At 66.7% G+C, this 5,111-nt stretch carries 4 protein-coding genes; 1 reads left to right on the forward strand and 3 read right to left on the reverse strand.

Annotation, left to right across the window (positions count from 1 at the left end; all coding sequences use genetic code 11):
• Positions 1 to 188: 188 nt before the first annotated feature.
• The 3 genes from AC1DDG_RS21465 to AC1DDG_RS21475 all read right to left on the reverse strand — a co-directional run bounded on the left by AC1DDG_RS21465 (position 189) and on the right by AC1DDG_RS21475 (position 3,363).
• Positions 189 to 1,250: an FAD-dependent monooxygenase gene (locus AC1DDG_RS21465; protein ID WP_476877669.1), complete on the reverse strand. Its 1,062-nt coding sequence runs from the start codon at positions 1,248 to 1,250 to the stop codon at positions 189 to 191.
• A 43-nt stretch (positions 1,251 to 1,293) separates the two neighbouring features.
• Positions 1,294 to 2,481, reverse strand: a complete 1,188-nt coding sequence (locus AC1DDG_RS21470; protein ID WP_476877670.1) for a 4-hydroxybenzoate 3-monooxygenase — start codon at positions 2,479 to 2,481, stop codon at positions 1,294 to 1,296.
• A 102-nt stretch (positions 2,482 to 2,583) separates the two neighbouring features.
• Entirely contained in the window at positions 2,584 to 3,363 is a 780-nt protein-coding gene (locus AC1DDG_RS21475) for an IclR family transcriptional regulator (protein WP_476877671.1), read from the reverse strand.
• Between the two features lie 233 nt (positions 3,364 to 3,596).
• On the opposite strand from AC1DDG_RS21475, the gene AC1DDG_RS21480 reads away from it, so the two are divergent.
• On the forward strand, positions 3,597 to 4,922 hold the full coding sequence (locus AC1DDG_RS21480; RefSeq protein WP_476877672.1) for an MFS transporter: 1,326 nt from the start codon (positions 3,597 to 3,599) through the stop codon (positions 4,920 to 4,922).
• Positions 4,923 to 5,111 lie beyond the last annotated feature (189 nt).

Genomic DNA, 5,111 nt, shown 5'->3' on the forward strand with positions numbered 1-5,111 from the left:
TCATCCAAAATCGCGTTTTTCTCGTCAACAGTGAAGTGACGATTCGACTGGCGGACAGGAATAACAAAATCCATCATGGACCTTCCCCGCCCGAGTGCCGCGTCCGGTGCAGACAGAAACCTGTCACACAAGAGCCTGACACACAGGGGACCAGGGCCGCCTGTGCGGGCCGGGACCGTCCGTCCGGGTCAGGAACGCCCGACGGCGCCTGCCGGGCTTTGCCGGGTGGCGAGCCCAAGCAGCCGGTCGCGGACGGGCTGCGCACGTTCGGCGAGCGCGAGGCGCGTCATGCCGGAGGAGCCTAGGCGCAGCAGCTGCGTCCGCATGACCCGCTTCCTGTTGTAGGCCTTGAGCGCCTCAGCAACGGACCGCGAGTTCAGCAGCTCGGCCAGCGTGACGGCGTCCACCAGCGCCTCGCAGGCGCCCCGCCCAAGGTTCGGCGTCATCCCGTGCGCGGCGTCGCCCACCAGCACAGCACCCGGCCGTTCATAGCTGCCGAGGATTGGAACCGTCCAGATCCGCTGGGCGAGGGACGTCGCCGGAGTGGCCGTTTCCAGCACCTGCATGATGGCGGGCGCGCTTCCCGCGAACCGGCCCCGGGTTTGCTGCAGCGCCTCGGCAACGTCCACGCCTGCCGGTCCAAGGTCCGAACGGAATGAGGCGTACCAGTAGGTCCTGCCGCCCGAGGCCGGCGTAATGCCGAACAGCTTCCCCCGGCCCCAGTATTCGCCGCCGGAACCCGCGGCGACCGGATCGGCAAGGACACCTCGCAACGCCAGGTAGGGCGACTGCGTGGCTTCCGAGCGTCCACCCCAGAAGGCGCGCCGGACCACGCTGTGGACACCGTCGGCACCCACCAGCAAGCCTGACGCCAGCGGCCCCGACGCCGGTATGTCCTCCACCCGCCCCGCCACCCGGCGCACGCTGCCGGGAACCGCGGCCCCGAGCAGCCTAAGGAGGCCGGCCCGGGACACGCCCAGCACTCCGCGCACTTCCGGCGAGATCCAGGAATTGCCTGCCGCATCCCGCAGGGCCATCCCGCCGAACGTAGCTGCCACGCCCCTGATGTCCGGCAGGATCCCGAGCAGCGCCAAGGCACTTTGCGCCTCCGGCCACATGGCGAGAGACGATTCCACCGTGGGCGGACCGGGCCGCTGCTCGTGGATCGTGACGTCGAAGCGCTGAGGGTCCAGGCCCGCAGCGAGCGCCAGGCCGGCAATGCCGCCCCCGATGATGGTTATGGCTTCCATGGACCGATGTTAATCCCCGACGGCGGCCTGCAGCTTGACCAAGCTAGGCGGAAGGCCAGCCCGTGTAGGCCTCGGCAAGGTAGGCCTGCCCGTGCCGGGACGACACCACCGAGTTGAGCTCGCCCAGCTGGCGCGCCCGGGAGAAATCATCGGCGTCCGCCGGGGTGTGCAGCATGGACGTCATCCAGTACGAGAACTGCTGCGCCTTCCACACGCGGTCCAGGGCGCGGTCGCTGTACGAATCCAGCAGGGCCGACGAACCGGTCCTGTAGAAGCTGTCGAGGCCCTCGAACAGCACTTTGACGTCGTGGATCGCCAGGTTCAGGCCCTTGGCGCCGGTGGGCGGCACGGTGTGCGCGGCATCCCCGGCCAGGAAGAGCTTGCCGTGGCGCATTGGCGTGTGCACGAAACTGCGGAACTTCAGGACCATCTTGTCGATCACGGGCCCTTCCTTGAGCTCGAAACCGTTGCCATTGACCCGGCTCCCGAAGGCCTCCCAGATCCGCTCCTCGCTCCAATTGTTCACGTCCTCGTTCGGGTCGCACTGGAAGTACATCCGCTGGACGGTTTCCGTGCGCTGGCTGATCAGTGCGAAACCCTTCTCAGAGTTGGCATAGATGAGTTCGTCGGAGCTGCGGGGCGCCTCGGCCAAGATGCCGAACCAGGCGAAGGGGTACTCGTGGAAGTACCACTTGCGGTGCGCTTCGGGGATCTGGAACCGGCAATGGCTGCGGGAACCGTCCGCGCCGGCGATGAAGTCTGCCTGCAGTTCGTACTCAACCCTGTCGGTGTCCGTGAACCACACCCTGGGATTGCCCTCAATGTCGTGCACCGTGGTGTCCGTGACGCTGTAGCGGACGTCGCCGCCGTCGGCCTCCCTGCGGGCAGCGAGGTCCATGAAAACGTCAGTCTGCGGGTAGAGCCAGACACTCTCCCCCACCAGGTCCTTGAAGTCGATGCGGTGGCTTTCACCTTTGAAGCGCAGTTCGATGCCATCGTGCCTGTCGCCGTCGCGGAGCACCCGGTCGGAGACTCCGCTGTCCACGAGCATGTTGACCGTGCCGTGTTCCAGGATGCCGGCGCGAACGGTCTCGGAGATCTCCTGGCGGCTGCGGATCTCGATCACAGTGGATTCGATGCCCGCCGTCGCCAGCAGGTGGGAAAGCATGAGGCCGGCGGGGCCTGCGCCCATGATGGCCACTTGGGTGGTGATGATTTTGCGTGCTGCCATGTCGTTCCTCGCTTCGTCGCGGGGCCCTCTGCTGGATCACTCTGGACCACTGGGCCGTAAGTTCTTGTGGCTAACAGTGTGCGCCGGGCAGAGTGTTCGGCGTTACAAGGATTCCGTTGATCGGAATTGCGTCAATGTGCCGGCGTCACCAAGCCGCCGCCCGATGCCGCGGGCAGCGGTCTGCAACGCCGGGACCAGGGCCTGGAGACGCACCTCCCGCAGGGGAACAACGACGCCGAGCGCGGCGACCGCCAGTTTCCGGCCGTCCAGCACGGGGACGGCAATGCCCCACGTATCGGGGTCGATCACACCGGCCAGCTGGGCATAGCCCTGATGGGCGGCCTCGCTGAGCAGTGCCCGGAGCTCCTCCGCCGTCACCTTTCCGGCCGGATCAGTGAACTGCTCAAGGTATTCCGTCTGGACGGACCGGGGCTGGTGCGACATCAGCGCCAGCCCGGCCGAGGACACGTGCACGGCCAGGCGCCCGGCGATCTGGGCACGGTTTGCCACGGAACCGCGGCGGGACAGGCGTTCCACAAAGAGCGCCTCCCAGCCGTCGAGCACGGCGAGGTTCACGTTTTGGTTGAGCACATGCTGGATGTCTTCCATGAACGGCATCGCCGCCTGGCGCAGCGCCAGGGTGGGCGAATTGCGGTTGACCAGCTCCCACAGCCGCAGGCCCAACCGCACCGAGCCGCCGGCCCCGGCCTCGAGCAGGCCGTGGTGCGCCAACTGCCGGACCATCCGGTGGGCAGTGGTGAGGGGCAGCCCCGCCCGCTCGGCCAGCTCCGAGAGTTGCAGGACGCTGACACCCTCGGGAAAGGCTGCGATGACGCGGACCACCCGGTCCACCACCGAGTCTCCGGAAACTGAGTTGGCCAAGACGTTCTGCTTCCATTCAACGGTATGAGTTGTCCCAGATTACACCCGCGGGTGATACAACTCTCATGTCGGACGACGCCGCGGCCTGTGCGGCCGCCCGTCCAGTTGCGCAGTTTCCGCTGCCGGACAGTCACTCGAGACCACTACTCGGACCTATGGCTCGAACCAGTGGCCAGGACAGCCCCCACAGACAGACTCCACCCGAACAACTCAACCCGAACAACGAGGTTCCGATGTCAACGCTCTCAGTCGCCCGCCGTTCACAGTGGCCCGTTTGGCTTTGCTGGCTGGCCATGATGCTGGACGGATTCGACCTGGTGGTGCTGGGCACCGTCATTCCCACCCTGATCAAGACCCACGAACTCGGCTTCGACGCCGTGGGAGCCACTTATGCAGCCACCATCTCCCTCGTTGGCGTGGGCATCGGCGCGCTGTTCATTGCTCCCCTCTCCGACCGGTTCGGACGCCGCCGCCTGCTCGTGGCGTGCGTAGCCTGGTTCTCCCTCTTCACCATCGCCGTGGTGTTCGCCCCCAACGTGGCTATGTTCGGCGTTTTCCGGCTCCTCGCCGGCGTGGGCCTCGGCGCCTGCCTGCCGGCTGCACTGGCTTACATGAACGACTACGCCCCGGCCGGCACCGCCGGGAAGTCCACTACCCGGACCATGACCGGCTACCACGTGGGCGCCGTGGCCACTGCGTTCCTGGCCATCATGGTGGTGCCGGACTGGCGCATCATGTTCGTGGTGGGCGGACTTGCCGGCTTCGTCCTGGTGCCGTTCCTCTGGTTCCGGCTCCCGGAAACACTGCCCCCGGTACATGCGCAGGAGGGCACCGAACTCCAGGACGCGGAAGTCCACCCGGCCCAGACGCGCGCCCGCACACACCGCCCGATCGCAGTCCCCGCCGCCGAGCCCGAGGCTGCGCCTGCGTCCCTGCTGCCCGCCGATCCGGCCGGCCAAGGCGCCAGCTTCCGCGACCTCACAAAGAAGCCCTATCCGCTGGTGGCACTCGGCATTGCAGTGGCATCGTTCATGGGGCTCCTCCTCGTGTACGGCCTGAATACTTGGCTGCCGCAACTCATGTCCGCTGCCGGATACACCGTAAGCACCGGGCTGGTCCTGCTGCTCGTGCTCAACGTCGGCGCCGTGGTGGGCCTGATCGTGGCCGGCATCCTGGCGGACAAGCACGGCACCAAGAAGATCGTCCTGCTCTGGTTTGGCCTCTCCGCCGTTTTCCTCGCCGTGCTCAGCGTCAAAATCCAGAGCGAGTTCCTCCTCAACGCCGCCGTCTTTGTCACGGGCGTCTTCGTCTTCAGCTCGCAGGTCCTGGTCTATGCCTGGGTCAGCCAGCTCTTCCCGGCCCGGCTCCGCGGGACCGCCCTCGGCTTCGCCGCCGGCGTGGGACGCTTTGGCGCCATCATGGGCCCTGCCGTGACCGGGACGCTGGTGGCGGCAGGCATCGCGTACCCGTGGGGCTTCTACGTCTTCGGTGCTGCGGCCCTCCTGGCCGTCGTCGCACTGGCGACCGTCCCCCACGCGATCACTGCGGCACGAACCTGATCTCCGCTTGACTGGCCCTTGACCACATGACCGGCCCCGCCCCGGTATTTATCAAGCTGTTTGTGACAGCGGGGTGGTTTCTTTGTTGTTGATGCCGGCAGTGAGTGGTGATCCCGGGGCGGTGGGCTTGTGTCGGTATCTGTTTGGGTTGCGGGCGTAGCAGGCATCGAGTGTTTCTTGGCGCTGCTG

The sequence above is a fragment of the Arthrobacter sp. 10L430 genome, from assembly GCF_056395245.1.